This is a genomic window from Amylibacter marinus, from assembly GCF_030160015.1.
Taxonomy (GTDB): domain Bacteria; phylum Pseudomonadota; class Alphaproteobacteria; order Rhodobacterales; family Rhodobacteraceae; genus Amylibacter; species Amylibacter marinus.
The window spans coordinates 60,224-86,805 of the sequence record NZ_BSNN01000008.1 but is presented as its reverse complement, the minus strand read 5'-3'; the positions used below and the strand labels follow the sequence as shown (position 1 = coordinate 86,805).

Annotated in this window: 30 protein-coding genes; 17 read left to right on the top strand and 13 right to left on the bottom strand. The window is 50.5% G+C overall.

Annotated features, from left to right (window positions below; genetic code table 11):
• Window positions 1-290 precede the first annotated feature (290 nt).
• From QQL62_RS11890 to QQL62_RS11865, 6 genes are all read left to right on the top strand, one after another.
• Window positions 291-851: a F0F1 ATP synthase subunit delta gene (locus tag QQL62_RS11890; RefSeq protein WP_284379498.1), complete on the top strand. Its 561-nt coding sequence runs from the start codon at window positions 291-293 to the stop codon at window positions 849-851.
• Window positions 851-2,386: a F0F1 ATP synthase subunit alpha gene (gene atpA / locus QQL62_RS11885; protein WP_284379496.1), complete on the top strand. Its 1,536-nt coding sequence runs from the start codon at window positions 851-853 to the stop codon at window positions 2,384-2,386. The genes QQL62_RS11890 and atpA overlap by 1 nt, the downstream gene beginning before the upstream one ends.
• A gap of 32 nt (window positions 2,387-2,418) precedes the next feature.
• The gene (locus QQL62_RS11880; RefSeq protein ID WP_284379493.1) at window positions 2,419-3,291 is read left to right on the top strand and encodes a F0F1 ATP synthase subunit gamma; all 873 of its coding nucleotides are present in this window, start codon (window positions 2,419-2,421) and stop codon (window positions 3,289-3,291) included.
• Window positions 3,292-3,309: 18 nt separating this feature from the next.
• Window positions 3,310-4,743, top strand: coding sequence for a F0F1 ATP synthase subunit beta (gene atpD, locus QQL62_RS11875; RefSeq protein WP_284379489.1), 1,434 nt, complete (start codon window positions 3,310-3,312; stop codon window positions 4,741-4,743).
• 18 nt (window positions 4,744-4,761) lie between these two features.
• On the top strand, window positions 4,762-5,151 hold the full coding sequence (locus QQL62_RS11870) for a F0F1 ATP synthase subunit epsilon (RefSeq protein ID WP_284379486.1): 390 nt from the start codon (window positions 4,762-4,764) through the stop codon (window positions 5,149-5,151).
• Between the two features lie 92 nt (window positions 5,152-5,243).
• Window positions 5,244-5,597 (top strand): H-type lectin domain-containing protein, encoded by a 354-nt coding sequence (locus QQL62_RS11865; protein ID WP_284379483.1) that lies wholly within the window; start codon window positions 5,244-5,246, stop codon window positions 5,595-5,597.
• A gap of 49 nt (window positions 5,598-5,646) precedes the next feature.
• Here QQL62_RS11865 and QQL62_RS11860 read toward each other — a convergent pair whose 3' ends face one another.
• A complete protein-coding gene (locus QQL62_RS11860; RefSeq protein WP_284379480.1) occupies window positions 5,647-6,654 on the bottom strand; it encodes a ribose-phosphate pyrophosphokinase in 1,008 nt (335 codons plus the stop codon).
• Between the two features lie 133 nt (window positions 6,655-6,787).
• Between QQL62_RS11860 and QQL62_RS11855 the strand changes: the two genes are divergently transcribed.
• A complete protein-coding gene (locus QQL62_RS11855; RefSeq protein WP_284379478.1) occupies window positions 6,788-7,381 on the top strand; it encodes a 2-hydroxychromene-2-carboxylate isomerase in 594 nt (197 codons plus the stop codon).
• A gap of 2 nt (window positions 7,382-7,383) precedes the next feature.
• Here QQL62_RS11855 and QQL62_RS11850 read toward each other — a convergent pair whose 3' ends face one another.
• Window positions 7,384-8,436, bottom strand: a complete 1,053-nt coding sequence (locus tag QQL62_RS11850) for a threonine aldolase family protein (protein WP_284379475.1) — start codon at window positions 8,434-8,436, stop codon at window positions 7,384-7,386.
• Window positions 8,437-8,898, bottom strand: coding sequence for a YcgN family cysteine cluster protein (locus QQL62_RS11845; protein WP_284379473.1), 462 nt, complete (start codon window positions 8,896-8,898; stop codon window positions 8,437-8,439).
• Window positions 8,899-8,941: 43 nt separating this feature from the next.
• On the opposite strand from QQL62_RS11845, the gene QQL62_RS11840 reads away from it, so the two are divergent.
• Entirely contained in the window at window positions 8,942-9,610 is a 669-nt protein-coding gene (locus QQL62_RS11840) for a DUF2161 domain-containing phosphodiesterase (protein WP_284379471.1), read from the top strand.
• On the opposite strand, the gene QQL62_RS11835 is transcribed toward QQL62_RS11840, so the two are convergent.
• Both QQL62_RS11835 and QQL62_RS11830 read right to left on the bottom strand, forming a co-directional pair.
• Window positions 9,605-10,552 (bottom strand): bifunctional riboflavin kinase/FAD synthetase, encoded by a 948-nt coding sequence (locus QQL62_RS11835; protein ID WP_284379468.1) that lies wholly within the window; start codon window positions 10,550-10,552, stop codon window positions 9,605-9,607. The two genes, QQL62_RS11840 and QQL62_RS11835, sit on opposite strands and share 6 nt — an antisense overlap.
• Window positions 10,553-10,562: 10 nt before the next feature.
• Window positions 10,563-11,447: a TIGR01459 family HAD-type hydrolase gene (locus QQL62_RS11830; protein WP_284379467.1), complete on the bottom strand. Its 885-nt coding sequence runs from the start codon at window positions 11,445-11,447 to the stop codon at window positions 10,563-10,565.
• Between the two features lie 124 nt (window positions 11,448-11,571).
• Between QQL62_RS11830 and QQL62_RS11825 the strand changes: the two genes are divergently transcribed.
• From QQL62_RS11825 to QQL62_RS11805, 5 genes are all read left to right on the top strand, one after another.
• Window positions 11,572-12,447 carry a DMT family transporter gene (locus tag QQL62_RS11825; RefSeq protein WP_284379464.1) on the top strand — a complete coding sequence of 292 codons (876 nt, stop codon included), beginning with the start codon at window positions 11,572-11,574 and terminating at the stop codon, window positions 12,445-12,447.
• A 135-nt stretch (window positions 12,448-12,582) separates the two neighbouring features.
• Complete coding sequence (locus tag QQL62_RS11820) at window positions 12,583-12,867, top strand: co-chaperone GroES (RefSeq protein ID WP_284379462.1); 285 nt, start codon at window positions 12,583-12,585, stop codon at window positions 12,865-12,867.
• A 29-nt stretch (window positions 12,868-12,896) separates the two neighbouring features.
• Window positions 12,897-14,549 (top strand): chaperonin GroEL, encoded by a 1,653-nt coding sequence (groL, locus tag QQL62_RS11815; protein ID WP_284379459.1) that lies wholly within the window; start codon window positions 12,897-12,899, stop codon window positions 14,547-14,549.
• A 180-nt stretch (window positions 14,550-14,729) separates the two neighbouring features.
• Window positions 14,730-15,563 (top strand): DMT family transporter, encoded by an 834-nt coding sequence (locus QQL62_RS11810; RefSeq protein WP_284379456.1) that lies wholly within the window; start codon window positions 14,730-14,732, stop codon window positions 15,561-15,563.
• Window positions 15,564-15,606: 43 nt separating this feature from the next.
• Window positions 15,607-16,323 carry an esterase/lipase family protein gene (locus QQL62_RS11805; protein WP_284379452.1) on the top strand — a complete coding sequence of 239 codons (717 nt, stop codon included), beginning with the start codon at window positions 15,607-15,609 and terminating at the stop codon, window positions 16,321-16,323.
• Here QQL62_RS11805 and QQL62_RS11800 read toward each other — a convergent pair.
• Genes QQL62_RS11800 through QQL62_RS11790 form a run of 3 tightly spaced genes read right to left on the bottom strand, consistent with a single transcriptional unit; the run spans window position 16,320 to window position 18,144 of the window.
• Window positions 16,320-17,396, bottom strand: a complete 1,077-nt coding sequence (locus QQL62_RS11800; protein WP_284379449.1) for a 5-(carboxyamino)imidazole ribonucleotide synthase — start codon at window positions 17,394-17,396, stop codon at window positions 16,320-16,322. The genes QQL62_RS11805 and QQL62_RS11800 overlap by 4 nt on opposite strands.
• Window positions 17,389-17,877, bottom strand: a complete 489-nt coding sequence (gene purE, locus QQL62_RS11795) for a 5-(carboxyamino)imidazole ribonucleotide mutase (protein ID WP_284379446.1) — start codon at window positions 17,875-17,877, stop codon at window positions 17,389-17,391. Before purE ends, QQL62_RS11800 begins: the two co-directional genes overlap by 8 nt.
• Before the next feature lie 48 nt (window positions 17,878-17,925).
• The gene (locus tag QQL62_RS11790; protein WP_284379443.1) at window positions 17,926-18,144 is read right to left on the bottom strand and encodes a YdcH family protein; all 219 of its coding nucleotides are present in this window, start codon (window positions 18,142-18,144) and stop codon (window positions 17,926-17,928) included.
• Between the two features lie 156 nt (window positions 18,145-18,300).
• Between QQL62_RS11790 and QQL62_RS11785 the strand changes: the two genes are divergently transcribed.
• Both QQL62_RS11785 and QQL62_RS11780 read left to right on the top strand, forming a co-directional pair.
• Window positions 18,301-18,714, top strand: a complete 414-nt coding sequence (locus QQL62_RS11785; RefSeq protein WP_284379441.1) for an Hsp20 family protein — start codon at window positions 18,301-18,303, stop codon at window positions 18,712-18,714.
• Between the two features lie 8 nt (window positions 18,715-18,722).
• A complete protein-coding gene (locus tag QQL62_RS11780) occupies window positions 18,723-18,947 on the top strand; it encodes a DUF1150 family protein (protein ID WP_284379438.1) in 225 nt (74 codons plus the stop codon).
• A 9-nt stretch (window positions 18,948-18,956) separates the two neighbouring features.
• Here QQL62_RS11780 and QQL62_RS11775 read toward each other — a convergent pair whose 3' ends face one another.
• The 3 genes from QQL62_RS11775 to QQL62_RS11765 all read right to left on the bottom strand — a co-directional run bounded on the left by QQL62_RS11775 (window position 18,957) and on the right by QQL62_RS11765 (window position 22,090).
• A complete protein-coding gene (locus QQL62_RS11775) occupies window positions 18,957-19,418 on the bottom strand; it encodes a DUF3592 domain-containing protein (protein WP_284379435.1) in 462 nt (153 codons plus the stop codon).
• Window positions 19,419-19,442: 24 nt separating this feature from the next.
• Window positions 19,443-21,149 (bottom strand): bifunctional sulfate adenylyltransferase/adenylylsulfate kinase, encoded by a 1,707-nt coding sequence (locus QQL62_RS11770; RefSeq protein WP_284379432.1) that lies wholly within the window; start codon window positions 21,147-21,149, stop codon window positions 19,443-19,445.
• A 158-nt stretch (window positions 21,150-21,307) separates the two neighbouring features.
• A complete protein-coding gene (locus QQL62_RS11765) occupies window positions 21,308-22,090 on the bottom strand; it encodes a 3-hydroxybutyrate dehydrogenase (protein ID WP_284379429.1) in 783 nt (260 codons plus the stop codon).
• Between the two features lie 71 nt (window positions 22,091-22,161).
• On the opposite strand from QQL62_RS11765, the gene QQL62_RS11760 reads away from it, so the two are divergent.
• Window positions 22,162-23,217 carry a PQQ-dependent sugar dehydrogenase gene (locus tag QQL62_RS11760; RefSeq protein ID WP_284379427.1) on the top strand — a complete coding sequence of 352 codons (1,056 nt, stop codon included), beginning with the start codon at window positions 22,162-22,164 and terminating at the stop codon, window positions 23,215-23,217.
• On the opposite strand, the gene QQL62_RS11755 is transcribed toward QQL62_RS11760, so the two are convergent.
• Window positions 23,207-24,172, bottom strand: coding sequence for a GlxA family transcriptional regulator (locus QQL62_RS11755; RefSeq protein WP_284379421.1), 966 nt, complete (start codon window positions 24,170-24,172; stop codon window positions 23,207-23,209). The two genes, QQL62_RS11760 and QQL62_RS11755, sit on opposite strands and share 11 nt — an antisense overlap.
• A 179-nt stretch (window positions 24,173-24,351) precedes the next feature.
• Here QQL62_RS11755 and QQL62_RS11750 point away from each other — a divergent pair, with 179 nt between their 5' ends.
• On the top strand, window positions 24,352-25,722 hold the full coding sequence (locus QQL62_RS11750) for a class II 3-deoxy-7-phosphoheptulonate synthase (protein ID WP_284379419.1): 1,371 nt from the start codon (window positions 24,352-24,354) through the stop codon (window positions 25,720-25,722).
• A 4-nt stretch (window positions 25,723-25,726) separates the two neighbouring features.
• Here QQL62_RS11750 and QQL62_RS11745 read toward each other — a convergent pair whose 3' ends face one another.
• On the bottom strand, window positions 25,727-26,410 hold the full coding sequence (locus QQL62_RS11745; RefSeq protein ID WP_284379417.1) for a PAS domain-containing protein: 684 nt from the start codon (window positions 26,408-26,410) through the stop codon (window positions 25,727-25,729).
• Window positions 26,411-26,582 lie beyond the last annotated feature (172 nt).

The window sequence follows — 26,582 nt, the reverse complement described above, 5'->3', positions numbered from 1 at the left end:
TTTAAAGAGAAAATCAGAGATCGCATTAATATTTGTTAAGATTCGGCAATTTTCGCGGGAATGATTTGCCAATTTATGGTCATTTTGCACATGGATTTTGCGCAGATTGTCGCGGCAATCTGCTAAGTCGTTGAAAACATTGGGTTGGGCCATGTAACGGGCCTATTTATCACAGTTGCACAGTGGACCTAGCTTTGATATCACGCGCCGAGATTAGGGTAAACTTAGGTGCAAGCCATCTAGTTTAATTTGGGAACGGGCCTAGGCCCACTTATATCGGAAGGATGCACGTGTCCGACACAGCTTCGATATCATCAGGCGTCGCCGCGCGTTATGCAACGGCACTGTTTGATCTGGCGAAAGACGCCAAGAAATTACCAGCGGTTGAAAAGGATCTTGATGCATTGGGTGCAGCACTTGCTGATAACCCTGCTTTACAGGATTTGATTAAATCACCAGTTTATAGCCGAGAAGAGGCCGCAGGCGCGGTTGCTGCCTTGGCCAAGAAAATGAAACTCTCACCATTGTTGGGCAGCACCCTTGGGTTGATGGCGCAAAAGCGCCGTCTGTTTGTGGTGCCTGCATTGATCACAGCCGTAAAGGATATGATCTCCGAGGAAAATGGCGAGGTTACTGCAGATGTTGTTGCCGCTAAGAAGCTAACGGCCGCTCAGGAAAAGAAATTGGCCGCGACCTTGAAAAAGACCGTGGGCAAAGATGTAATCATAAACAGCTCCATCGATGAAACTCTTATCGGTGGATTGATCGTAAAAGTGGGTTCCAAGATGATCGATAGCTCGATCAAATCGAAACTCTCAAATCTTCAAAATGTAATGAAAGAGGTCGGATAATGGCTATCCAAGCTGCAGAAATTTCTGCGATCCTCAAGGACCAGATTAAGAATTTTGGTCAAGAGGCTGAAGTTGCCGAAGTAGGCCGCGTATTGTCGGTAGGTGACGGTATTGCGCGTGTGCATGGGTTGGACAATGTTCAAGCTGGTGAGATGGTTGAATTCCCCGGTGGTATCCGCGGAATGGCGTTGAACCTAGAATCAGACAACGTTGGTGTTGTTATCTTCGGGTCTGACCAATCAATCAAAGAAGGCGACACAGTTAAGCGTACCAACGCGATTGTTGACGTGCCTGTAGGCCCAGAATTGCTAGGTCGTGTTGTTGACGGTTTGGGTAACCCAATCGACGGCAAGGGCCCAATCAAAACGAAAAATCGTTCAACCGCTGACGTGAAGGCCCCTGGTATTATCCCACGGAAATCAGTTCACGAGCCGATGGCGACTGGTCTGAAGTCTGTTGATGCATTGATCCCAATCGGCCGTGGCCAGCGTGAGTTGATCATTGGTGACCGCCAAACAGGTAAAACTGCTGTGGCGCTGGATACAATCCTGAACCAAAAAGCATACAACGATGCGGCCAAAGACGATTCAGAAAAATTGTTCTGTATCTACGTTGCTGTTGGTCAAAAGCGTTCAACTGTTGCACAGCTTGTTAAGAAGTTGGAAGAAACAGGCGCATTGGAATATACAATCGTTGTTGCGGCCACCGCTTCTGATCCTGCTCCGATGCAGTTCTTGGCGCCATACGCCGCGACATCAATGGGCGAGCACTTCCGTGACAACGGCATGCACGGCTTGATGATTTATGATGATTTGACGAAACAAGCTGTTGCTTACCGTCAAATGTCATTGCTACTGCGTCGTCCACCAGGGCGTGAAGCGTACCCAGGTGACGTTTTCTATCTTCACTCCCGTTTGCTGGAACGTTCTGCGAAATTGGGTGATGCGTCAGGTAACGGTTCATTGACTGCGTTGCCAGTGATTGAAACACAAGGCGGTGACGTTTCTGCGTTTATTCCAACAAACGTTATTTCGATTACAGATGGTCAGATCTTCTTGGAAACTGAATTGTTCTACCAAGGTATCCGCCCTGCGGTTAACACTGGTCTATCTGTTTCTCGTGTGGGCTCATCTGCGCAAACCAATGCAATGAAATCCGTTGCGGGTTCTATTAAATTGGAATTGGCTCAGTACCGCGAAATGGCTGCATTTGCGCAGTTCGGTTCAGACCTTGATGCCTCTACACAGCAATTGCTGGCACGTGGTGCGCGTTTGACTGAGTTGTTGAAGCAACCTCAGTATTCGCCTCTTACAACCGCCGAGCAGGTTTTGGTAATCTACGCAGGTACCAAAGGTTACTTGGATAAAATCGAGGTTAGCCAAGTACGCGCCTTCGAAGACGGATTGCTGAATTTTGCACGCACAAACCACGCTGATGTTCTTGAGTGGATCAAAACTGATGATCCGAAACTTAAGGGCGAAGCCGAAGATCGCGTAAAAGCCGTTGTTGAATCTTTTGCCAAAGATTTCGCGTAACTGAAGCCTTTTGGAACAAGGAGTTTGGATAGATGCCAAACCTCAAGGACCTAAAAACACGGATCGACAGCGTTAAGTCAACGCGCAAGATCACCAAGGCGATGCAAATGGTTGCAGCTGCAAAGCTGCGCCGTGCGCAAGAGGCGGCCGAAGCAGGCCGCCCCTATGCTGACCGCATGAATGCGGTGATGGCAAATTTGGCAGGCGCTTCAGCTGGTTCTGATAGCGCGCCAAAGTTGCTGGCTGGCTCTGGTGATGATCAAGTTCACTTGTTGGTGGTTGCGACCGCTGAACGTGGCTTGTGTGGTGGCTTTAACTCTTCAATCGCTAAATTGGCTCGCGCCAAAGCGGAAGAGTTGCAAGCAGCTGGAAAAACCGTGAAAATCCTAACCGTCGGGAAAAAAGGTCGCGAGCAATTGCAACGTGACTTGGGCGATTTAATGATAGATCACATCGATCTTTCAGAAGTGAAAAAAGTTGGCTATGCTAATGCTTCTGATATCGCAACTGATGTCATTGCCCGCTTCAACGCTGGTGAATTTGATGTAGCGACGATTTTCTACAACAAGTTCCAATCAGTGATGAGCCAAATTCCAACAGCACTGCAACTGATCCCTGCATCGTTTGAAACAGAAGAAGGTGCAGATGCTCCTTTGTATGATTACGAACCAGGTGAGGAAGAAATCTTGGCAGACTTGCTGCCTCGTGCCCTATCCACCCAGGTTTTCACAGCTTTGCTGGAAAACGGTGCATCAGAGCAGGGTGCGCGTATGTCCGCGATGGATAACGCAACCCGCAATGCTGGCGACATGATCGACAAACTGACGATTGAATTTAACCGTTCACGTCAAGCCGCGATTACAAACGAATTGATCGAGATTATCTCGGGCGCGGAAGCGCTTTAAGAAACCGGAGAAACTATTATGGCGAAAGCAAAAGCAAACGTCGGCAAGATCGTCCAAGTTATTGGCGCTGTTGTTGACGTACAGTTTCAAGACGCACTTCCAGAAATTCTGAACGCTCTTGAAACAGATAACAATGGCCAAAAATTGGTCCTAGAGGTTGCACAACACCTAGGCGAAAACACTGTTCGTGCAATTGCGATGGATGCGACCGAAGGATTGGTGCGCGGCCAAGAGGTAACAGATACCGCAGGCCAGATCACTGTGCCAACAGGTACCGCGACATTGGGTCGTATTATGAACGTGACAGGCGAACCTGTTGACGAGCTGGGCCCTGTTAAAACCAAAACATCACGCCCGATTCACGGCGAGGCCCCTGCATTCGAAGACCAAGCCACAGAATCTGAGATCCTGGTAACAGGTATCAAGGTTGTGGATCTTTTGGCACCTTACACAAAGGGTGGTAAAATTGGTCTGTTCGGTGGTGCGGGTGTTGGTAAAACCGTTTTGATCATGGAATTGATCAACAACATCGCCAAAGTGCACTCTGGTCTGTCCGTATTTGCGGGTGTGGGCGAGCGTACACGTGAAGGTAATGACCTTTACCACGAGATGATCGAATCTGGTGTTATCGTGCCTGACAACATGGAAGAGTCAAAAATTGCGCTGGTTTACGGCCAAATGAACGAACCTCCAGGAGCACGTATGCGTATTGCTCTTACGGGTCTAACTCTTGCGGAACAGTTCCGAGACGAATCTGGTTCAGACGTTCTATTCTTTGTTGATAACATCTTCCGCTTTACACAAGCGGGTGCTGAGGTGTCAGCGCTATTGGGTCGTATTCCATCTGCGGTGGGTTACCAGCCAACATTGGCAACAGACATGGGTGCGATGCAGGAACGTATTGCGTCAACTAAAGCGGGTTCAATTACATCTGTACAAGCGGTTTACGTACCTGCGGATGACCTTACTGACCCGGCACCAGCGACATCGTTTGCGCACTTGGATGCGACAACGGTTCTTGATCGTGCGATCTCTGAAAAAGGTATCTATCCTGCGGTTGACCCACTTGGTTCAACATCTCGCTTGCTAGATCCATTGCTACTTGGTGAGGAGCACTATCAAGTTGCATCAGACGTTCAGCAAATCCTACAGCGCTACAAGTCATTGCAAGATATCATCGCGATTTTGGGCATGGACGAATTGTCGGAAGACGACAAAATGACCGTGACACGTGCACGTAAGATCGAGCGCTTCTTGTCTCAGCCATTCGATGTGGCCAAGGTATTCACCGGCTCTGACGGTGTTCAGGTGCCTCTGGAAGACACTATCGCATCATTCAAGGCTGTTGTTGCAGGCGAATATGATCACCTGCCAGAGGCAGCCTTCTACATGGTTGGTGGCATTGCAGATGTTATCGCTAAGGCTGAAAAAATGGCGGCAGAAGCCGCCTAATCGAAAGGGGCCAAAAACATGGCTACGATCCAATTTGACCTAGTGTCACCAGAGCGTAAGCTGGCCTCTATCGAGGCATCCGAAATTCAAATTCCGGGTGCCGATGGCGACTTTACTGCAATGGCTGATCACGCGCCGGTTCTTACCACATTGCGCCCAGGCGTATTGCGGGTGGTGGCCGGTAACGAAACCAGCGAGTATTTGGTTACCGGTGGCTTTGTCGAGCTGTCTGCGACCAATGCATCGGTTCTGGCGGAACAGGCCCTACCAGTGGCGGATGTAACCCGCGAATTGGTTGATGGCTTGGTCGAGGCGGCAACAACCGCTGCAGAGACTGCTGATCCATCAGAAAAAGACGCGGCACACAAGCGTATCGCAGATACAAAGGCCTTGCTCGAGCTGGTTTAACACCTTCGAAATAATCGTGATTTAGAAAAGCTCCATGAATTGGGGCTTTTTTTCTGTCTAAAATTCTGATTTTATCTGGACAGAGGGTTTGAATGAAAAAGATATTTTCAAGTGTGATCGGGGTGGATCAAGGCGATGTCTTGATTTTCTCTGATTTTGATTCTGGCGGATCAATGTGGACCGGCAAGGGCCAACGCGCGCGTCGTGTTAGGGTGGATTTCCCAACAGCTTTTAGAGAAGAGCCAAGCGTTCATGTTTCGTTGAAAATGATGGATATGGCGCAAAACTCAAATCAGCGCTTCGATCTCTTGGTAGAAGAAGTCAGCGAACAGGGGTTCACTGCTATCTTTAAAACATGGGGCGACACTAAAATCGCCCGTGCCTCTATGCACTGGTTGGCCATTGGCCCTACGTTCAACGATGACGATTGGGTTGATATCGATTGATACCTGTGCGGGTCGTGCCCCATATCACATGGCATGGGGCATCAACGCGTTAATAGGTGCCTTGGTACAATGGGCCCAAAGTGTCCTCATCAAACAAGGATGATACAGAGGTGCCATTGGCAATGTTCAAGGTTGCTTGCGCCAGCATAGGCGCCAAGGGCACGGTTCTGATTTTTGAACATGCCGCCGCTTCTGGGCTGATTTGAATAGAATCCGTAATCACCAATTGCTTCATAACTGATTTCTCTATCCGCTCAATCGCAGGGCCCGATAAAACACCATGAGTGATATAAGAGTGCACTTCTTTAGCGCCTTGCTCTATCAAGGTTTCCGCCGCCTTGCACAGGGTTCCCGCCGTATCGCAGATATCGTCTACGATAATACAACGTCGATCCGTTACATCCCCAATAACGGTCATCTCGGCTATCTCACCGGGGTTGTTGCGGCGCTTGTCCACAATCGCCAGGTCTGCGCCAATACGTTTGGCCAGCTCACGCGCTCGGGCAACCCCGCCCACATCTGGCGAGATCACGGTGACATCGCTCATGTCTTTGAAATGATGCATAACATCCAGCGCAAAAACAGGCGCGGCATACAAGTTATCCACAGGGATATCAAAGAAACCTTGAATTTGTGCGGCGTGTAGATCAACTGTCAAAATTCGTTCGACACCGGCTTGGGTTAGCAGGTTGGCTACCAATTTCGCAGAAATCGGTGTGCGGGCCTTGGTACGGCGATCTTGGCGTGCATAACCAAAATAGGGGATCACGGCGGTAATACGATCGGCAGAGCTGCGGCGCAGCGCATCGGCCATAATTAACAGCTCCATCAGGTTGTCATTTGCGGGGTTCGAGGTGGATTGTAAAATAAACATATCCTCCCCGCGTACGTTTTCGTAAACCTCGACGAATATCTCGCCATCGTTAAAGCGCTCTACCCGTGCATCAATCAACGAAACGGGCTTGCCACGCAACATTGACATGCGCGAAGAGATCGCTTTGGCCAATGGCGGGTTAGAATTTCCGGTGATAATTTTGGGCTCGATCAAAGTGTTCATTCTGGGCTCCAGATGCCTGATGTAACAGAGTTGTGACGGGATTCTCCCCTGCGCACCCCTTAGCATTCCAATTGGCTTTTGCCTAGTGTGATCGACCCTGATAGCGTCGTTCTGAAGCAATAAAGGAAACCCAATGGCACATATTGATTACTATTTTTTCCCGCTCTCACCCTTTGCATATTTAGCAGGGAATAGGCTGGAAGAAATCGCGCAAAAACACGGCGCAACAATCACCTATAAACCCATGGCCTTGATGGAAGTGTTCGCCCAAACTGGTGGCACACCACCGGCTCAGCGCCATATCTCGCGCAAATCCTACCGCGCCCAGGAATTGGCGCGCGTGGCCAAAGCTACCAATATGCCCATTTCCGAGACGCCAGCCTTTTGGCCCACAAATGCGGTGCCCAGCTGCTATGCCGTGATTGCGGCACAGAGGGCAGGTGGGGGAGATCTGGGTGGGCTTTGCCAGTCTTTCCTGCGGGCTTGCTGGGTAGAAGACAAAGACATCTCGCAAGACGATGTAATCCGCGAGGCTCTAAGCGCCAACGGGTTTGATCCCGCTCTGGCAGACAGCGATATGTTGACCAGTGCCCAAGAGTTTACCCAAAATACCGAAGATGCGGTCAAGAACAACGTATTTGGGGCCCCCAGCTATGTGATCAACGGGCAGGTGTTTTGGGGCCAAGACCGGCTCGGCTACCTAGATGACTATCTTGCGGAGTTGTGACTTTAAGCGTGTATTGCACCAATAAATTTGCGGATATCATCCTGCGTCGTTGACCAGCTACAAACCAGCCGCGCAGAGATCATTTCGTGATCTGGCCCTTCCAATGTTTGGTTGAAGGGCCAGAAATAATATTGCGCCTTGGCTTTGGCAAGGTTGCGGTGCAGCGCGCGTGGAAATTCCACGAATAGTAGATTGGCGTCCACCGGATGCAGGCAGGAAAAGTTATCAACGCTCGCAAGTTCTGATAACAAGGTCTGCGCGCTGGCATTTGCTTGGCGTGCAAGCGTCAGCCAAAGGTCATTGTCTAGGTATGCCTTGAATTGTGCCGCCAGATAGCGGTGTTTGGAAAACAAGTGCCCGCCGCGCTTACGGCGTAGTTCGAATTCCCATGTGGTTTTGGGATCAAAAATCACTACGGCTTCCACCCCCATCAGGCCGTTTTTTGTACCGCCAAAAGACAGGATATCAATCCCAGCCTTCCACGTCATTTCTGCGGGACTACAGCCTAGCTTTATCAGCGCATTGGCAAAACGCGCCCCGTCCAAATGGCAGGGCATATCAAACTTGGCCGCGATCGATGTCAGCGTTTTTAACTGGTCAAGGGAATACACAGTGCCGCATTCTGTTGCGGTGGTTATCGAAAGACATCCGCGTTGTACGTTATGCACGCCAGAGGCGGCGGCGTTGGTAATCACAGCGGATAACAGAGCCGGATCGATCAGGCCATGTTCTCCCTCTACCAAAGTGATTTTGGCACCATTGGTGTAAAACTCGGGCGCGCCGGCTTCGTCCTCTTCGATATGGGCGTTGCGATGGCAATATATCGTCTGCCAAGGTTGGCATATAGTGGCCAGAGCCAGCGCATTTGCCGCCGTGCCTGTGGGCAACAGAAACACCTGTGCCTCAGGTGCCTCGAACAGGGTGCGAATGCGCTCTTCTACCTCAAGTGACAGCGCATCAGCGCCATACCCGCCTGCATATCCCGTATTGGCTTCGGATAGGGCGTTCAAGACGCTGGGGTGAACTGGGGCACCGTTGTCTGAGGCAAAAAACATCTAAAAATCTCCAATGATATGGTCTTCGAGGTCGTCTTCTGCGACCTCGAATTCAGGAATTGTACGGTCTTTGGCCGAATTGCCAGATGTGTGAGGCGTGTTTTTGTCACCAGAAATCAGCGGATGCCATGTAGGCAATGGCGCATCATCATAGCGCAACCGATAGGCACAAGTTTCTGGCATCCAATATGCAATGCGTGAAATATTCTCAGGGGTAAGAACGACACAGCCCGCCACCAGTTGTTTACGCAGGGCGTAATTTTTGCAGTGACAGGTGCTGTCATCAAACAGACGACAGGCGACACTGGTGTAGGCTATGTCGCCAGTGTCTTCATCTTCCAGCTTAAGTAGGCAACATTTTCCACAGCCATCACATAGCGCTTCCCACTCGGGGCGGGTTAGATCGGCGAGGTCATATTTTTCCCAAAATTTGGCACGTAGCGTTGTGTTTTTATCCGTCATCAGGTCTACTGAACACGCAGAACAGAAAAAGAAAACCCCAGATTTGCTTGAAACAGAATTATATCCTCCGATCAAGGCTTTCCTACAGGCGCGGGGCTTTGATGTGAAATCCGAAATTTTGGAATGTGATGTTGTAGCAGTACAAGCAGATTTACCGCCGTTGATAGTCGAGCTAAAAACAAGTTTATCAGTGGATTTGCTAATACAGGCCGTAGATCGACAAAGCCTAAGTGATACTGTGTACATCGCCATCCCGCGCGGTAAGGGTAAAAGGTTTCAAACCCAGATAAAAGGCGCGTGCAAATTGTGCCGGCGCCTAGGTGTAGGTATCCTATCAGTGCGCGTTTCTGATGGGTCAGTCATCGTTCATTGTGATCCCGCGCCCTATCAACCGCGCAAAAACAAGAGACGCCGGGCGGCATTGCTGGGCGAATTTGACAAGAGAGTTGGCGATCCAAATACCGGTGGCCAGACAAGGCGCAGCGTGATGACCGCCTATCGTCAGGATGTTCTGCGCATCGTCAAACACATGTCAAAAAATGGCCCAGCCCGTCCCAAGGATTTTGTGGCGCAGGGGATTACCAAGGCCCCCACAATGCTGTCGCGTGATTATTATGGTTGGTTTTATCGTGTAGAGCGTGGGCTCTATGATTTGAGCACAGTCGGCGCACAGGCCGCGAAGGATTACGCAGCACAGATCGAGAGACTATAGCGCGGTTGTATACATATTATCCAAGGTCTCTCGCGCCTGTTCACAATCGGCATTCATGGTTTCCACCAAGGCACCCAGATCATCGAATTTCAGCTCTGGGCGCTGATAATCGACCAAGGCCACGGAGATACTGGCACCGTAAATATCGGCCGAAAAATCAAATAAAAATACCTCTAGGTTGGGTTTGTATACACCAAAGGTCGGGCGTTCGCCGATTGAGGCCGCCCCAAAATAGCGCCCCTTGGATGGACCATCTAGGATATCGACTGTCACTGCATAGACCCCGTATTTGGGCGGATGTAGCCCATCAATTGACAGGTTGGCGGTAGGAAAACCAAGCTCGCGACCGCGTTGATCGCCATGAATAACGCGCCCCTCGATACGGTGCCAATGGCCCAGCATGCGCGCAGCATCCTCCGGGCGACCCTCGCTTAATGCGCGACGGATAGCAGTGGATGAAAAAACCTCGCCATTTTCACAAAGCAAATCTGATGTCGTCACCTGAAACCCGTATTTCGCGCCAAAACGTATCAAATCTTCGGCGCTGCCTTCACGGTTCTTACCGAATTTGAAATCAGACCCCACCACCACATGGCACAGGCCAAGTGCATCTGCGATCACATCACGTGCAAACTCCTCGGCTGTAAGGGCAGAAAGCGCGGCATTGAAGTTCAGCTGATACAGATGTTGAATACCCAGCTTCTCTAGGCGATGAGCCTTGGCATTAGCGCTCATCAATCGAAAAGCAGGGGCATCGGGTGCGAAATACTCGCGGGGGTGGGGCTCGAAGGTTAGAATCCCCAAGGGGGCATCCCCCGCCACCTTGCGCACCAGATCAAATACGGCCTGATGCCCGAGATGCACCCCATCAAAATTTCCGATGGCAACAGCCGCGCCGCGATCTTCGGGGGCGATGAATTGATAATCTCTTATGATCCGCATGGCTGGTCTCTTATCTTAGGAATCCAATGGAATATGTTGGGTTCATCTGTGCCGCATCTAAGAAGGCTTGAAGTTTTTGCTCGTTGGGTTGGGTCTCTGTTCCGGTTTCTTGGGCCGCAAGCCCACCCGTGATAAAGAGGCAATCCATGTTTTCCCCTAGCGCACCGCGAATATCGGTATTTATGCCATCCCCAATGCATAGGATTTTTGCATCATCTATCACGCGACCAGCCTGTGCCGTTACTCTGTTGCGCGCCAGATCATAGATTGGTGCATGTGGCTTGCCAAAATTATGCGCTTCGCCACCCATCTGGTTGTAGGTCGCGGCAATTGCACCAGCGCAATATATCCGCTGATCGCCGCGGTCCACCATGATATCTGGATTGGCACAGAGCATTTTCAGCCCGCGGTTTTTTATATTCAGCAACACCTCGCGGTAGTCCTCGGGCGTTTCGGTATTGTCATCGAACAATCCAGTGCACACCACGCCCTCGGCCAGATCAAGGGGAACGCGCTCCACATCCAACCCTTGATAGAAATCTTCGGTATCGACCCCCTGGAAAAACGCCTCGTCGCGATCAGGGCCAATGTGATAGACACGCTGTCCAAAGGCGCCAGATGCAAGGGCCGCACGTGATGCATCACCACTGGCGGTGATCCCGTGGTACAAATCGCGCGGTACGCCGATTTGATCCAGCTGTGGGTACACAGCCGATGCGGGGCGGGGCGAATTGGTCAGCAGGTGTACAATGCCGCCGGTCTTTTGGTATTCATACAGGGCATCAACTGCGGCTTGGAAGGGCGTAACCCCATTGTGTAAACATCCCCACAGGTCGCAGAATACGGCGTCATAGGTGGCGGAAACTTCGGCAAGGTTCTTAATAATAGTTGTCATAAATTGGGCCTAGCAGGTTATCGAATAAATGGAAATATGAAACCTTGGGCGCCACAGACCTCTTGTTATTTCCGCCGCCACCATATCTAAACGGCAAAGATACTTATGAGACCTGTGTTTAATTATGAATACGCCCCCCAAACTCGCCAATAGCAACCTGATCGGTGCCGCATGGATGATTGCCGCTATGGCCTGTTTTGCATTAGAGGATGTATTCTTAAAGCGTGCGATGCAGGGCATTTCTATTGGATATGCGATGGCTCTGTTTGGGGTTTGTGGGGCAATAATATTCGCATGTTGCGCGCGCGCGCAGGGCCGCCGGTTATATATCCCAGAGGTGCTTTCGCCGCCGATGCGCACCAGAATGCTGTTTGAGTCTACGGGGCGTTTGTTCTACACGCTGGCTTTGGCACTGGCGCCTTTGTCATCGGCCACTGCGATTCTACAGGCAACACCGGTTGTGGTGGTCGCTGGGGCGGCCCTATTCTTTGGCGAGCATATCGGCCCGCGCCGTTGGATGGCGATTTTCTTGGGGTTTATTGGGGTGATGGTGATTATTCAGCCTAGCTCGGATAGTTTTACCATTTACTCGCTCTTTGCGGTGATGGGGATGATTGGTTTTGCGGGGCGAGATTTGGCCAGCCGCGCCGCGCCGCGCACCATTCACACCACGCTGTTGGGCTTGTATGGGTTTTTGACCATGGCGGTGGTTGGGGCAGGGTTTGCCCTGTGGCAAGGGCAACCGATGCCAGTATTAAGTTGGGGGTGGGTGCGCGCATTACTTGTATCGGTGCTGTTTGGCGTGTTGGCCTATACGTTTCTGATGAATGCCATGCGCACGGGGGATGTAGGGGCTGTCACGCCGTTTCGCTATACACGGCTAGTCTTTGGGTTGGGTTGCGGGGTTTTATTCTTTGATGAAACGCTGGATACGACCATGATTATTGGCAGCATTATCGTTGTTCTATCTGGGCTGTTCATCCTGAAACGCGGGCGCTGATTTTGGGCCCAAAAGCATAGGGTTTAGCGCTTGACAGGGATAAATACAGTGCCTACAAATTCTGCGTTGGCACTCAATGGAGGAGAGTGCTAATAATTCCCTTTCCTCCAGTTATAACTTACACGGAGCAATCCAATGGCATTTACACCTCTACACGACCGTGTACTGGTTCGTCGCATAGAAGGCGAAGAGAAAACCGCAGGCGGCCTGATCATTCCAGAATCAGCAAAAGAGAAACCAGCCGAAGGCGAAATCATTTCTGCAGGCGAAGGCGCTCGCAAAGACAGCGGAGAATTGATCCCAATGTCTGTAAAAGCTGGCGACAAAGTTCTGTTTGGAAAATGGTCCGGCACAGAAGTGACACTTGACGGCGAAGAGCTGTTGATCATGAAAGAATCAGACATTCTAGGTCTGCTTTAATTAACCCACGAGTTTAGGAGCATAGTATTATGCCAGCAAAAGACGTAAAATTCGGCACCGATGCCCGCAACCAAATGCTAGAAGGCGTGAACGTTCTGGCCGATGCTGTTAAGGTAACTTTGGGCCCAAAGGGTCGCAATGTTATTTTGGACAAAGCATTCGGCGCACCACGCATCACCAAAGATGGTGTTTCTGTTGCTAAAGAAATCGAATTGGAAAACAAATTCCAAAACATGGGTGCGCAAATGGTTAAGGAAGTTGCTTCCAAAACCAATGACACCGCCGGTGACGGCACAACCACTGCTACTGTTTTGGCCCAAGCGATCGTTCGCGAAGGTTTGAAATCAGTTGCGGCTGGAATGAATCCAATGGATCTAAAGCGCGGTATCGATTCTGCGGTTGCAACAGTTGTTGATTCTATCAAGTCTATGTCTCGCGAAGTTAAGGATACCGGCGAAGTTGCTCAGGTTGGTACAATTTCTGCGAATGGCGAATCTGCAATTGGCGAGCAAATCGCAGATGCGATGCAAAAGGTTGGCAACGAAGGCGTTATCACTGTTGAAGAAAACAAAGGTCTGGAAACAGAAACAGACGTTGTTGAAGGCATGCAGTTTGACCGCGGTTACCTGTCACCATATTTCGTGACAAACCCAGACAAAATGACAACCGAGCTAGAAGATTGCTTGATCTTGTTGCACGAGAAAAAGCTAACAAACCTCGCACCAATGGTTCCATTGTTGGAAGCTGTTATTCAATCTGGCAAACCTTTCCTAATCATCGCAGAAGATGTTGAAGGCGAAGCATTGGCCACATTGGTTGTGAATAAATTGCGTGGTGGTCTGAAAATCGCTGCTGTTAAGGCACCTGGTTTCGGCGATCGTCGTAAAGCTATGTTGCAAGATATCGCAATTCTAACTGGTGGCCAGGTGATCTCTGAAGATCTGGGCATGAAGTTGGAATCAGTAACTATGGATATGCTGGGCACCGCCAAGCGTGTTGCGATTACCAAAGACGAGACAACAGTGATCGACGGTAACGGCTCTAAGGCTGAAATCGAAGCACGTGTTGCGCAAATCAAGCAACAAATCGAAGAGACAACTTCTGACTACGACCGTGAAAAACTGCAAGAGCGTCTGGCTAAATTGGCTGGTGGTGTTGCTGTTATCCGCGTTGGCGGTGCAACCGAAGTAGAAGTTAAAGAGCGCAAAGACCGCGTTGATGATGCCCTAAATGCGACCCGTGCGGCCGTACAAGAAGGTGTTGTTGTGGGTGGTGGTGTTGCATTGGTTCAGGCCGCCAAATCTTTGGCTGATCTGGCAGGCGACAATTCTGACCAAGATGCGGGTATCGGCATTGTTCGCCGCGCACTAGAGGCACCTTTGCGTCAAATCGCAGAAAACGCTGGTGTTGATGGCGCTGTGGTTGCTGGCAAAGTTCGTGACAGCGACGACAAAGCCTTCGGATTTAACGCCCAAACAGAAGAATATGGCGACATGTTCGGCTACGGTGTTATCGATCCTGCAAAAGTTACGCGTACTGCATTGGAAGATGCGGCATCCATCGCTGGTCTGTTGATCACAACAGAAGCAATGGTTGGCGAAATCCCTGCACCTGCTGGTGGCGCCGCTGGTGGCGGCATGCCTGATATGGGCGGCATGGGTGGCATGGGCGGCATGATGTAATAATCGGTTTCTATGGCCTTGGCCATTGATACGATTTATACGCATGCGGCATTGCCGATTTGCTAAATACTGAAAGGTCGCCCTAGGGGCGGCCTTTTTCAATTCTAACGTCTGCGTGATATGCCTGCCAATGACTGATCCGGATTTGACAGTGCGCTCAGCACCTGCAAGACACAGCATATGCGTCTTTACATCCTTATTCTCACAGCCCTTGCGGCTTTTGCTGGCAACTCCCTGTTAAATCGGTATGCGCTGTCTTCTGGTGCTATCGGGCCAATTGGATTCGCCGCTATTCGCGTGCTGTCTGGGGCAGGGATGCTGTTGTTGGTATTTCTGGCCAAACATCGCAGACTACCCAAGCGCGATATCGGCGTGATGGGGCCGGTTGGTCTATTGATCTACATGGTGGCCTTCTCACTGGCCTATGTGGCACTGAATGCTGGCTTTGGTGCGTTGTTGCTGTTCGGATCTGTGCAAATATCGATGTTTATCGGGGCGATCCTACGCGGGCAACGCCCACATGTCTTTGAATACCTTGGGGCGATGGTTGCTTTCGTTGGTTTGGTCTATCTGTTGTATCCTGATTTACAAGTCGGTGGCGGGCGCGCGATTGTTGTAATGATCGCTGCTGGCATCGGCTGGGCCTTGTTTTCTATCGCAGGGCAGGGCGCGCGCGAACCGCTACAGGCAACAACGCTGAGCTTTGCAATGATCCTGCCGGTGGTTTTGGGTATATGGCTCGTTGCGCCATCCGAAACACTTAGCGCAAGGGGTGCTTTGTTGGCGGCTTTATCTGGTGCAGGAACATCAGGTCTGGGATATTTGGTGTGGTATACGGTTTTGCCCAAAATAAGTACAACGCGGGCCGCGATCTTTCAGCTGTCGGTGCCGATCATTGCAATAGTGGCTGGCGCACTGCTGTTATTTGAACCTATTGAGGCACGTGTATTGATCGCCAGTACGGTGGTGATTGGTGGTATTATATTTTCTCTCTATGGACGAAAGCACAGCTAGGTCTTAGGGTTGAAGGCAATAGATAGCCTTTTGATAGATACTGATGATACGCTGCATAATCTTCACCGCTCTTGCTGTTTTCCAATTGGGGCAACCCGTGCATGCAAAGGATTGTGTGGTGCTATTGCATGGGTTGGCGCGCAGTGCCTTGTCGATGACAATCCTTGAATGGCGTCTAGAACGTCTGGGATATCAGGTAGAGAATATCGACTACCCCAGCCGCAGAGAGAGCTTTGAACATCTGATTGAAGTGGGCCCTGCGAAGGGGGTTGAGATGTGCAAAGATGCCAAAAGGATGCATTTCATTACCCATTCTTTGGGTGGGATTTTGCTGAGGAAATATCACGAGAGTTTGAACGGCGATATTCCTGAAAACTGGGCGCGCACTGTGATGTTAGGCCCGCCTAACAATGGGTCCGAAATCGTAGATGAAACTGGAGATTGGGTTGGGTTTGAGCTGTTGAATGGCGAGGTGGGATTGCGATTGGGAACTGATCCCAACAGCCTGCCTAATCAGTTAGGGCCTGTTGAGTTTGAACTGGGTGTTATCGCAGGGGATCAATCGGTCTCGCCCTACTTCTCTGGTCTGATTGACGGCGAAGATGATGGCAAAGTATCTGTAAGCAGCACCATCATCGAAGGCATGGATGATCACATTGTTCTGCCGGTCACCCATACATTCATGATGAATGACCGCGCAGTTTTTGCGCAAATTTTGGCATTTCTGGCCAATGGCCGATTTGACCACCCAGCCGACTAGTTCGTGCGGGGTGAAATCTTATTGGTATGACCCATTTTTCGTCCGGCCTTTGCTTCGGCCTTGCCATATAGATGAATACAAACATCGGGATCTTGGGCCGCGTCTTCGAGCGCGAAAATATCCTCTCCAATCAGATTGGTCATCAAAACATTAGAGTGGCGTGATCCGTCGCCCAAGGGCCATCCGGCAACGGCGCGAATGTGTTGTTCGAACTGGTCAATCGCACAGCCATCTTGAGTCCAATGACCGGAATTGTGTACGCGCGGTGCGATTTCATTAACGATCAACCCCTTGGGTGTTACAAACAGCTCTACGCCCATTACGCCCACATAATCTAATGCATTCAATATCTTACCAGTTAGCAAAACTGCATCCATGCGTTGAGATCCAACCATTTTTGCCGGTGCGGTCGTGGTGTCTAAAATCCCATTCTTGTGTACATTCTGACCAGGATCGTAACAAACTACCTCGCCTGATTGGCTGCGCGCGCCAATGACAGAAACCTCGTGAGAAAAATCAACGAAACCTTCTAGTACACAGGGTTCCTGGCCCAGTTCTGACCATGCTTGCTGTGCCTGATCGCGGGATTTTAACCGATATTGGCCCTTACCATCATACCCAAAGCGGCGGGTTTTCAAGATGGATGGAGCGCCCACGCGTTCTACGGCACGCGCCAGATCGTCGCTGTTCTCTACATTGGCAAAGGGAGCAACATCAATGCCAAGGTCAGAGAGAAATTCCTTTTCGACGATGCGGTCTTGGCTAGTGGCCAGTGCACGGCGCTGGGGTAAAACGGGGCGCAAGGTTTCCAGCAAATCCAAGGCATCCGCAGGCACGTTTTCAAATTCAAACGTTATCAGATCCACAGATTTCGCGAATTTTTCCAAGGCCGCCACATCCGTATAGGGGGCGGTGGTTACTTGGTGGCATACATCCTGTGCAGGTGGATTGGCGCCGGGTTCAAAAACATGGGTTTTGAATCCCAGCCGCGCCGCGGCCATAGACAGCATACGGCCCAGTTGGCCACCGCCGAGTATACCAATTACAGCGCCTTGTTTTAGGGGATTACTCATCGACAGGCTCATCTGCAATCGATGCGGATAGATCAGTGCGCCATTTATCCAATCGCGCGGCTAAATCGGGATCATTATTCGCCAAAATCGCGGCCGCCATTAGCCCGGCATTCGCTGCCCCCGCTGCCCCAATTGCCATGGTACCCACAGGGAAGCCCTTGGGCATTTGAACGATGGAATAGAGGCTGTCAACGCCACTAAGTGCGCGGGTCTGAACCGGTACACCTAAGACAGGTACACGGGTCTTACTGGCCATCATACCGGGCAAATGCGCCGCACCGCCGGCGCCAGCGATAATCACTTTTAGCCCGCGATCTACGGCCGTTTTTCCATAATCCCACAGCCGATCTGGCGTGCGATGGGCAGATACGATTTTTTTCTCGTAGGGGATACTCAGTGTGTCTAAAATATCCGCAGCTTCCTTCATGGTGGTCCAGTCTGATTGCGACCCCATGATGATTCCAACTGTTATCTGTGCCATATGCGTTCCCAAAGCCAACAAAAGGCGGATATAAACCGATGCCTTGCCTTAGGCAATGATGTCCGGCGTGATTGCGTCTTCTAACCGCTTGATTTCGTCTTTTATCGCCAGTTTGTTGCGCTTTAGCCGCTGTAACGTTAGCAAATCTGGATTTACGGATAGATGAAGCGCATCAATAGAATCGTTTAGATCCCTATGGGCCAATCGTTTTTGCGCTAATTCAATGCGCAGCACTTCTTGGCGGTTCATTTTGGGTGATTCTGTCATGGTTTAGTTATGCTCTGCTCTTCTCTTATCGAGCTTATAACGGGAATGTTTGAATATTTCACTCAAATTCGCTTGAGAATCCTTTGATTAATAACCATATTATATTTCAGGCCGCCGATTGGGGCCACAGACAGTCGCTTTATAAAGGGCTAAAACATGACAAAGATATCTTTTGCCTCCCACCCGTTTTTGCTGGGTTTTGAACAGTTGGATCGCTTGGTGGAACGTACTGCAAAATCAGGTAACGAAGGTTATCCCCCATATAATATTGAGCAAAGCTCCGAGAGCAGCTATCGCATCACCTTAGCTGTGGCTGGATTTCGTGACGAAGATTTGGCAATAACCCTAGAGGATAGCCAGCTGGTTATTCGGGGGCGTCAAGTTGACGATTCTGAGGGGCGGGTCTTCCTGCATCGTGGAATCGCCGCGCGCCAATTCCAGCGTAGCTTTGTTTTAGCAGACGGTGTCGAGGTCGCAGGCGCTAATCTAGAAAACGGACTGTTGCATGTAGACCTCAGCAGAACAGTGCCTGACACAATCGTACAGACGATCGAAATTAAAAAGAATTGAAGCAAGACATGACACCAGTATTTGAACAAATGGGCCTACCCAGCAATATCGTTTACATTCGTCCGATTACGCTAGCGGACCTGCCGCGGGATATTCAGATGGAGCTGGGCGATAACACGCCATTGTTTGCGGTTTTCTCAGAAGATGGCACGCAGATCGCCTTGGTCGAGGATCAAAACGTGGCCTTCGCATTGGCCAAAGAGCACGAATTCAATCTGCAATCCGTACACTAGTTTGGCGTTTTAAGAACGCCGGCGCAGGCTGGCTCGAATGATCAGCAGTGAGATTACGAAAAACAGAGCCCCTGCTGCCATTAATGCATAAGAGATCAGGCTATTAGTGCCTTGGCTACTCTTTGCAATAATCTTTCCTGAATTCGGATTGTAAAGCGCATCCACCTGTTGCCCAACGCTAAAGTTTGTTTCGCTGCTCCAAACGTCTGATGCGTATTCAACAACATTGCCGTCTTGATCTTGGATGCGATAAACGGGGCTATATAGGGTTTTTGTTAATCGCCCAGGGCCGTTCTTTTTCTTTTTGCTTTGAAGCCGTGTGTCCACCTTGGTTACCAAGGCGATGACTTCAACGCCTTGTTTTTCCCAGCTGTTATTTTTCCCAAACAGGACGTATCCCACGCCCATTAGGGCGAAGCTGACTATTAGGAATAGTGGGCCAGCAATTAAAAGCGGATTTCGTAATGTCATTTGCTTGCCCTAATTATTTGGTTTCTAGGCCTTGATCAGCCCCATGCTTTCAAGTTTTAGAATGACTTGTTGCGCACAGTTATCAACCTCTGCGTTTTCGGTCTCTATACGAAGTTCTGGGTTTTCGGGTACATCGTAGGGGTCGGAAATGCCAGTAAATTCTTTGATTTTACCTTCTCGGGCCAATTTATATAGACCTTTGCGATCACGGCGTTCACATTCCTCGATAGAGGTTGCAACATGCACCTCTACAAATGCGCCAAAACCTTCGATATCTTCGCGTACCGCACGCCGTGTAGTGGCATAGGGGGCAATAGGCGCACAGATAGCGATACCGCCATTTTTCGTGATTTCAGACGCTACATAGCCGATGCGGCGAATATTTAGGTCTCGGTGCTCCTTAGAAAAGCCTAATTCCGAAGACAGGTTTTTGCGAACCAAATCACCATCCAATAGGGTAACGGGGCGTCCGCCCATTTCCATTAGTTTGACCATAACCGCATTGGCAATTGTGGATTTTCCAGAACCCGAAAACCCGGTAAAGAATACTGTAAACCCTTGCTGTGCGCGTGGGGGGCGCGATTTACGCAGCTCTTTCACCACCTGTGGGAATGAGAACCATTCTGGGATATCCAAACCCTCGGCAAGACGGCGGCGTAATTCGGTGCCCGAAATATTCAAAACCGTCACACCCTCTTCTACCTCATCCGCTGGCTCGTATTGGGCGCGGTCTTGAACATAAACCATATGTTTGAAATCGACCATTTCAATGCCCATTTCCTCTTGATGTGTTCGGAACAGATCCTGTGCATCATAGGGGCCATAAAAATCTTCGCCGGCGCTGTTCTTGCCCGGCCCTGCGTGATCGCGGCCAACGATGAAGTGGGTACAGCCGTGGTTCTTGCGGATTAATCCATGCCACACGGCTTCGCGTGGGCCGGCCATGCGCATAGCAAGGTTCAACAGGCTCATCGTGGTGGTAGAGGATGGATACTGATCCAGCACCGCTTCGTAACAGCGCACGCGGGTGAAATGATCGATATCGCCAGGCTTGGTCATGCCGACCACCGGATGGATCAGCAGGTTGGCCTGGGCCTCTTTGGCCGCGCGAAAGGTCAGCTCTTGGTGGGCGCGGTGCAGGGGATTACGGGTCTGAAAAGCCACAATGCGGCGCCAGCCCAGCTTGCGAAAATAGGAACGCATCTCATTGGGGCCATCGCGGCGCGCGCGAAAATCATAATGAACGGGCTGTTGAATACCAGTAATCTTACCACCCAAGTAAACCTCGCCTGCGGTGTTGTGCAGATAATTTACCGCAGGATGGGCCTGATCATCAGCCCCAAAAACCAGCTCGGCCTCTTTGGATTTATCGGGAGTATAAATATCGGCTACATCAAGGGTCGCCAGAATTACACCTTCTTGATCGCGCAGGGCAATTTTCTGACCGGTCTTTAGCGTTTGCGCAAAATCCTTGCCCACATCAAGCGTGATTGGCATTGGCCACAGATGCCCATCGCTTAGGCGCATATCCTGAACAACGCTGGTGTAGTCCTCTTCGCCCAGAAATCCGGTTAGGGGGTAGAAGCCGCCGTTCAACAGCAGCTCTAGATCGCAAATTTGGCGCGGGGTCAAATCCCAAGAGATCAAATCGGCCGCCTCCAGCTTTAGCTGATCCGCCATATCAAATGGCGCGTATAGTTCAGGAACAGGAAGGAGGTTTTCTGCGGTCATGATAAATTCCGATTAAAGTGTTCACGTCTGTGCGTCACATACAGTTTGTTCTGCGAAACGCAATAATTTGGGGTTAATTAAAAACCAATTTCGGTATTTCAAGGTAATTTCAGAACTAGATACCAAATTCTGATCAATTTGCCCTGCGTTGTACTTGGCTATTTTGCGGTCCATCCGCCGTCCATTGATATATTCGTGCCGGTTATCGCCTTACCCGCGCCCGAGCATAAAAAACCAACCGCACATGCGACATCTGTGATTTCTACGAACTCTCGCGTTGGCTGCGCGGCCAAGAGAACATCGCGCTTAACCGCCTCTTCGCTAATGCCGCGCGCAGCGGCCGTGTCGGGTATCTGGGCGGCGACCAAGGGGGTAAGAACATATCCCGGCGATACGGCATTTACGGTAACGCCTGCCTCTGCCACCTCTAGGGCTACGGTCTTGGTTAGGCCCATAATCGCGTGTTTTGCGGCCACATAGGCAGATTTAAATGGGGATGCTGAAATGCTGTGGGCGGATGCGATGTTTACAATGCGTCCCCAACCGGCCTGTTTCATGGGGCCGATCACCGCTTTGGTGCAGTGAAACGCAGAATTTAGATTAATGGCAATAATGGCATCCCATTTTTCATCGGGAAAATCCTCGATTGGGGCGACGTGCTGGATACCCGCATTGTTCACCAAAATTTCTATCGGGCCATGATCATTTTGAATGTCTGCAATCATCCTGCGGATTTGCGCCGGCTTGCTCATGTCTGCACCATAATATTGTGCCGCTCTGCCAGATGCTTCAGATAGTTCGGCCAGTTGGGTATCTATAACCGATTGCTCGCCAAACCCGTTTATGATCACCTGTGCACCTTGTTGCGCCAAATGTTGCGCGATACCTGCGCCAATTCCGCTGGTAGAACCAGTGATCAGTGCAATTTTTCCGTCAAGCATATGAAACTCCTTCAATCAGCGGTATATTAGGGATGAATCAAGAATTCGAAAGATATTTTTATGAGGACGCTATGCTGAGATATCTATGCCTGATTTTTCTAACGTTAAGTTGCGGTTTTTCCTTGGCGGAGCCGCGTGACACGATGGCAGGCACCGTTCAAGTGCAGAAAATGGTTGGGGGTCTAAAAGAACCTTGGGCCATTGGTATCCTGCCCAACGGCACTGTTCTGATCACAGAGCGGGGAGGCAAAATGTTATGGGTTTCAAAAGACGGGCGCAAAGAGGTCTCTGGCCTACCAACAGTGGTTGCCAAGGGGCAGGGCGGGTTGCTGGATGTGGTTATTTCACGTGATTTCGACAAGACCCGCGAGATTTTTCTGACCTATGCTGCGCCTATGGGCAAAGGTGCCGGAACGGCCATGGCCGTGGCGACCCTATCCTCCGATCACCAAAGTCTGACAAGGGTGCAAGAATTGTTTCGAATGAAACGAGCATCGACCAAGGGCAAGCACTTCGGATCACGCGTGGTAGAGGCTGAGAACGGAGATCTGTTTGTAACCATTGGTGATCACGGCACCCCGAAACACGCGCAAAGTATGGATCACTATAGCGGCAAGGTCATGCGCGTCACCCGTGAGGGGACCATAGAGATACATTCATCTGGGCACCGTAATCCACAAGGAGGGGCGCTGGATGATTTGGGGCAAATATGGATTGTAGAGCATGGGCCAAAGGGAGGTGATGAAATCAATCAACCCAAGTTTGGTCTTGATTATGGTTGGCCGGTTATCTCCTACGGGCGTCACTATAGCGGTCTAAAGGTGGGTGAAGGCACACACAAGGTTGGGCACGAGCAACCAATGCTGTTTTGGGACCCCTCAATCGCACCCTCGGGAATGATGATTTATCAAGGCGATATGTTTCCCGAATGGCAGGGGGATATTTTTGTAGGCTCGCTGAAATTTGATATGATTTCGCGCAGCGCCCTAGAGATGGACGAGTTGTCAGAAAAAGAGCGCCTGTTTCAGGATCACTACAATCGCATCCGTGATATCCGCGAAGCACCTGATGGATCTATTTGGTTCTTATCCGTTGGGGATAATGCGGCCTATCGGATCAGCCGCTAATCGGGCCGCCGCGTTCACGATAGGGGGTGGTGTCATATTGCGCGCGATAGCATTTTGAAAAATGCGAAGGCGAGGTAAATCCGCAGGCAAGGGCGACATTGATCACCGTCATATCCGTTTGCATCAACAGGTTGCGCGCCTTTTGCAGGCGCAATTCCATATAATATCTCTTGGGCGAGCGATCTAGGTACCGGCGAAATAGACGTTCTAATTGCCGCGTCGACATGCCAACCTCTTGGGCCAGCATCGAAGGCGAGATCGGCTCTTCGATATTGCCTTCCATCATTTTGATAACATTCGCAAGCTTCGGGTGGCGCACACCAATACGGGTTGGGATCGATAGGCGCTGACCATCGCGCTCGGTGCGTGCGGTATTGTAAATCAGCTGATCCGAAACCCAATTCGATGCATCCTGGCTAATGTCGGTGCCAATGATCGACAGCATCAGATCGATCGAAGATACGCCGCCCGCGGCCGTAAAACGATTTCCATCCACAGCAAAGACGGTCTTTTGCAGATCCAACTCCGGGAAATCTTCTTGAAAGCTGTCTAGGTTTTCCCAGTGGATGGTACAGCGCTTACCATCCAGTAATCCCGCCTTGGCCAGGACATAAGGGGCCGTGCAAATCGCGCCAATCTGAACACCCTTGCGTGCCTCTTTGCGCAGCCAGTTTATAACGGGCGCGGTGGTGTTCTCCTTTATGTTGATCCCGCCGCACACCACAATTACATCATCGCGTTTTGTTTCAATAAGATCCGCGTTCAGGTTGAACGAAATAGTATTCGATGCACGCGCGGTTTCCCCAGTCTCTCCGACTAATATCCAATCGTAAATCAGCCGCCCAGTATAGCGGTTTGCATGGCGCAGTGTCTCTACGGCACAGGTGAAAGGCAGTTGAGAAAATTCCTCGAGCAACAAAAATACAAAACGTTTGTTAGGTTTAGTCTCGGACATTGCTGTACCCTTGATGAACTATTGATCGGACTTGGCGAGCTTTACGCCACTTTGGCGCTAATTCAATAGAAAATCATCGAAGTTCTACGCTCATGTGGGGATAGATTAGAAAAAGCGCTGGTTTCATCACGAATCATGTTTTACAGCTTAGGTTCTTATAAAATTTATGGAGTCAGAAAATGACAACGGCTTGGACAAAATCAGGATGGCGCAGCAAAGAGCGGATCCAGATGCCAGAATATACCGACGAAGCAGCGTTAAACGCAGTAGAAGCTCGTCTGGCGTCTTATCCACCGTTAGTTTTTGCTGGCGAAGCCAGAGCTCTGCGTGCCAAACTTGCCCTTGCAGCACGTGGCGATGCGTTCTTGCTACAGGGTGGCGATTGCGCCGAGAGTTTTGATGAGTTTGATGCGGACACGTTGCGCGATACCTACAAGGTAATGTTACAAATGGCTGTGGTTTTAACCTTTGGTGCCAAGGTGCCGGTGGTGAAAATTGGTCGCGTTGCGGGTCAATTTGCTAAACCACGTTCTGCCCCAACGGAAACCATCGATGGCGTGGAATTGCCCAGCTACCGCGGTGATATCATCAACAAATTGGATTTCACCCCAGAGGCTCGAATTCCAGACCCTTCAAATATGTTGCGTGCCTATACACAATCGGCGGCATCGATGAACTTGTTGCGCGCATTCTCTCAGGGTGGTTATGCGGATATCCACCATGTACAACAATGGAACATGGGCTTTGCCAATGCGGCAGGATCTGCTCAAAAGTACAAAGATTTGGCCAACCGTATCTCTGATGCGTTGGATTTCATGACCGCTGCTGGCATCAGTTCAGCTAGCACGGATAGCCTGCGCACCGTTGATTTCTATACCTCTCACGAGGCATTGTTGTTGGAATACGAAGAGGCCTTGGCCCGCGTTGACAGCACCACAGGGGTGCCAATCGCTGGATCAGGTCACATGATCTGGATTGGGGATCGCACACGCCAACCTGATGGTGCGCATGTTGAATTCTGTAGTGGAGTGCAAAATCCCATTGGATTGAAATGTGGCCCAAGCATTTCCACCGATGATTTGATGCGCTTGATTGATCGACTGAACCCGGAAAACGAAGAGGGCCGCTTAACCCTGATTGCGCGTTTTGGTGCGGGTAATGTAGGGGATCATCTGCCTAAACTTGTTCAGGCGGTTCAGGCAGAGGGGCGTAATGTTCTATGGACCTGTGATGCGATGCACGGCAATACCATCAAGGCGGCCTCTGGCTATAAAACGCGACCGTTCGACAGCATCCTGCGTGAAGTCCAAGAGTTCTTTGCTGTGCATGCGGCCGAGGGAACGGTTCCTGGAGGTGTGCATTTTGAAATGACTGGTAAGGATGTGACCGAATGTACCGGTGGTGTACGTGCGGTAACAGACGAGGATCTGTCCTCGCGGTATCATACTGCATGCGATCCTCGCCTGAATGCGTCGCAGTCTCTAGAACTGGCATTCTTAGTGGCAGAGCTACTGGAAACGCGCCGCGAAGCACAACGCAAAGCCAGTTAAGCGGTTATTCAACCAGTTTCAAAATCGGGCGTTCACCAGCTGTGGGCGCCCTTTTAGGGTGGTGGTTAAAGGGCGTGCTACTTTCATTGAACGCCAGCTCTGCCCGTGCGAAATCCGGAATTTTCTGGCCTGAGATAATTCGAGTAACGGTTTTGTGCTCGATGGTAAAACGCACCGGCGGGCGCATTAGCTCTCGATCGAGGGTGATTGCGCCTAGTACACGATTCAACTCGCCCTTATCGCCCTGAAGCGGTAGCAAAATCATCTTGGCCCGCACCATGTGATCGGCGGCTAATTTTCCCTGCAAACGTAATTCTGCAATATGAGGGGACTGTAAAACACCCTCCAGGATATCGTTAAAGCGTGCCCTATCGATATCATCAAACAACGCATGTCCTGGCATCCCGCGTAATTCCATCCCCAACAGATCGCAAACCTCGATTCCCGCCAATCGAAACTTGGGTGCACCGTGTGTCACGCGCTCTAGAATAAAGGTATGTTGTAGAGTTCCCTTTATGCGGCGAGGATCAATCTCGGATCTAATGGGGGCCATGCGGCCATCGCGTAGTTGCTCCCAATAGGTGAACAATTGATTTAAGACCCCTTCGGGGGCAGAGTGTTTTTGATCGAACAGCGAAATGACATTATCTCCTGTTGGGCGGGGGGGGCGCGTCTGTTGGCGTTGCATTGTTCACTCCTAGTCTCGTTCGAAAGTGCGGGGTTGTGTCTAAATTGCGAAGTCTGGCATTTTATTGCCACAATTTAGATCAAATTGAGACCGTTGAGTTAGTGTATGGTTAACTTGTTCTTGGTTAACAATCTGTAAACTCGTCAGTTTTCTCAATTTGTTAAAGCTGAAA

Excerpts from the sequence above, each read along its gene's own strand:
- atpA (WP_284379496.1), top strand. The coding sequence starts at position 851 with ATGGCTATCCAAGCTGCAGAAATTTCTGCGATCCTCAAGGACCAGATT.
- QQL62_RS11880 (WP_284379493.1), top strand. The coding sequence starts at position 2,419 with ATGCCAAACCTCAAGGACCTAAAAACACGGATCGACAGCGTTAAGTCA.
- atpD (WP_284379489.1), top strand. The coding sequence starts at position 3,310 with ATGGCGAAAGCAAAAGCAAACGTCGGCAAGATCGTCCAAGTTATTGGC.
- QQL62_RS11870 (WP_284379486.1), top strand. The coding sequence starts at position 4,762 with ATGGCTACGATCCAATTTGACCTAGTGTCACCAGAGCGTAAGCTGGCC.
- QQL62_RS11865 (WP_284379483.1), top strand. The coding sequence starts at position 5,244 with ATGAAAAAGATATTTTCAAGTGTGATCGGGGTGGATCAAGGCGATGTC.
- QQL62_RS11860 (WP_284379480.1), bottom strand. The coding sequence starts at position 6,654 with ATGAACACTTTGATCGAGCCCAAAATTATCACCGGAAATTCTAACCCG.
- QQL62_RS11855 (WP_284379478.1), top strand. The coding sequence starts at position 6,788 with ATGGCACATATTGATTACTATTTTTTCCCGCTCTCACCCTTTGCATAT.
- QQL62_RS11850 (WP_284379475.1), bottom strand. The coding sequence starts at position 8,436 with ATGTTTTTTGCCTCAGACAACGGTGCCCCAGTTCACCCCAGCGTCTTG.
- QQL62_RS11845 (WP_284379473.1), bottom strand. The coding sequence starts at position 8,898 with ATGACGGATAAAAACACAACGCTACGTGCCAAATTTTGGGAAAAATAT.
- QQL62_RS11835 (WP_284379468.1), bottom strand. The coding sequence starts at position 10,552 with ATGCGGATCATAAGAGATTATCAATTCATCGCCCCCGAAGATCGCGGC.
- QQL62_RS11830 (WP_284379467.1), bottom strand. The coding sequence starts at position 11,447 with ATGACAACTATTATTAAGAACCTTGCCGAAGTTTCCGCCACCTATGAC.
- QQL62_RS11825 (WP_284379464.1), top strand. The coding sequence starts at position 11,572 with ATGAATACGCCCCCCAAACTCGCCAATAGCAACCTGATCGGTGCCGCA.
- QQL62_RS11820 (WP_284379462.1), top strand. The coding sequence starts at position 12,583 with ATGGCATTTACACCTCTACACGACCGTGTACTGGTTCGTCGCATAGAA.
- groL (WP_284379459.1), top strand. The coding sequence starts at position 12,897 with ATGCCAGCAAAAGACGTAAAATTCGGCACCGATGCCCGCAACCAAATG.
- QQL62_RS11810 (WP_284379456.1), top strand. The coding sequence starts at position 14,730 with ATGCGTCTTTACATCCTTATTCTCACAGCCCTTGCGGCTTTTGCTGGC.
- QQL62_RS11805 (WP_284379452.1), top strand. The coding sequence starts at position 15,607 with ATGATACGCTGCATAATCTTCACCGCTCTTGCTGTTTTCCAATTGGGG.
- QQL62_RS11800 (WP_284379449.1), bottom strand. The coding sequence starts at position 17,396 with ATGAGTAATCCCCTAAAACAAGGCGCTGTAATTGGTATACTCGGCGGT.
- purE (WP_284379446.1), bottom strand. The coding sequence starts at position 17,877 with ATGGCACAGATAACAGTTGGAATCATCATGGGGTCGCAATCAGACTGG.
- QQL62_RS11790 (WP_284379443.1), bottom strand. The coding sequence starts at position 18,144 with ATGACAGAATCACCCAAAATGAACCGCCAAGAAGTGCTGCGCATTGAA.
- QQL62_RS11785 (WP_284379441.1), top strand. The coding sequence starts at position 18,301 with ATGACAAAGATATCTTTTGCCTCCCACCCGTTTTTGCTGGGTTTTGAA.
- QQL62_RS11780 (WP_284379438.1), top strand. The coding sequence starts at position 18,723 with ATGACACCAGTATTTGAACAAATGGGCCTACCCAGCAATATCGTTTAC.
- QQL62_RS11775 (WP_284379435.1), bottom strand. The coding sequence starts at position 19,418 with ATGACATTACGAAATCCGCTTTTAATTGCTGGCCCACTATTCCTAATA.
- QQL62_RS11770 (WP_284379432.1), bottom strand. The coding sequence starts at position 21,149 with ATGACCGCAGAAAACCTCCTTCCTGTTCCTGAACTATACGCGCCATTT.
- QQL62_RS11765 (WP_284379429.1), bottom strand. The coding sequence starts at position 22,090 with ATGCTTGACGGAAAAATTGCACTGATCACTGGTTCTACCAGCGGAATT.
- QQL62_RS11760 (WP_284379427.1), top strand. The coding sequence starts at position 22,162 with ATGCTGAGATATCTATGCCTGATTTTTCTAACGTTAAGTTGCGGTTTT.
- QQL62_RS11755 (WP_284379421.1), bottom strand. The coding sequence starts at position 24,172 with ATGTCCGAGACTAAACCTAACAAACGTTTTGTATTTTTGTTGCTCGAG.
- QQL62_RS11750 (WP_284379419.1), top strand. The coding sequence starts at position 24,352 with ATGACAACGGCTTGGACAAAATCAGGATGGCGCAGCAAAGAGCGGATC.
- QQL62_RS11745 (WP_284379417.1), bottom strand. The coding sequence starts at position 26,410 with ATGCAACGCCAACAGACGCGCCCCCCCCGCCCAACAGGAGATAATGTC.